The organism is Vibrio sp. 1580, from assembly GCF_033340055.1.
In genome coordinates, this window is sequence record NZ_JAWOVT010000300.1 from 1 (window position 1) to 696 (window position 696).

Consider the following 696-nt stretch of genomic DNA (forward strand, 5'->3'; position numbering starts at 1 on the left):
TATTGTCAAAGGATCAGAAGACGGTTAAATGCCATCTCCATGGATAAAGCTTTGTGATTTACCGTTAAAGCCTTGGTCCATATCGAGAGACGGTTTGTCTGTTTTTGGTCGACCGACGATTTTCGCGGGTACGCCCGCCACGGTCGTATGCGGTGGCACCGCTTGTAATACTACGGAGCAAGAGCCGATTTTCGCCCCTTCGCCCACTTCGATATTACCAAGAATTTTGGCACCTGCACCAATCATCACGCCTTCACGGATTTTCGGGTGACGATCGCCGCACTCTTTACCTGTACCACCTAGGGTGACGTCTTGCAGGATCGACACATCGTTATCAACCACCGCTGTTTCACCAATCACGATGCCCGTCGCATGGTCGAGCATGATGCCGCTACCAATACGTGCTGCTGGGTGAATGTCTACCTGACACGCCACAGAAATTTGGTTTTGCAAATACGTCGCAAGGGCATGACGGCCTTGTTTCCACAACCAGTTTGCCACGCGATAGCCTTGCAGCGCGTGGTAACCTTTCAAATACAATAATGGCATTGAGTACATGGAAACAGCAGGGTCGCGGTTGACCGTCGCACAAATGTCACACGCAGCAAAATCCGTGATGGTAGGGTCTGCGGCAAATGCCTCTTCGACCACTTCACGAACGGCCATTGCTGGCATCGACGCCGTGTTTAATTTGTT

General features: G+C 51.1%; 1 protein-coding gene. It reads right to left on the bottom strand.

Annotated features, from left to right (window positions below; translation table 11 throughout):
* Positions 1-24: 24 nt before the first annotated feature.
* On the bottom strand, positions 25-696 hold a 672-nt coding region (gene cysE / locus R7093_RS25655; protein ID WP_318147076.1), incomplete at its 5' end, for a serine O-acetyltransferase.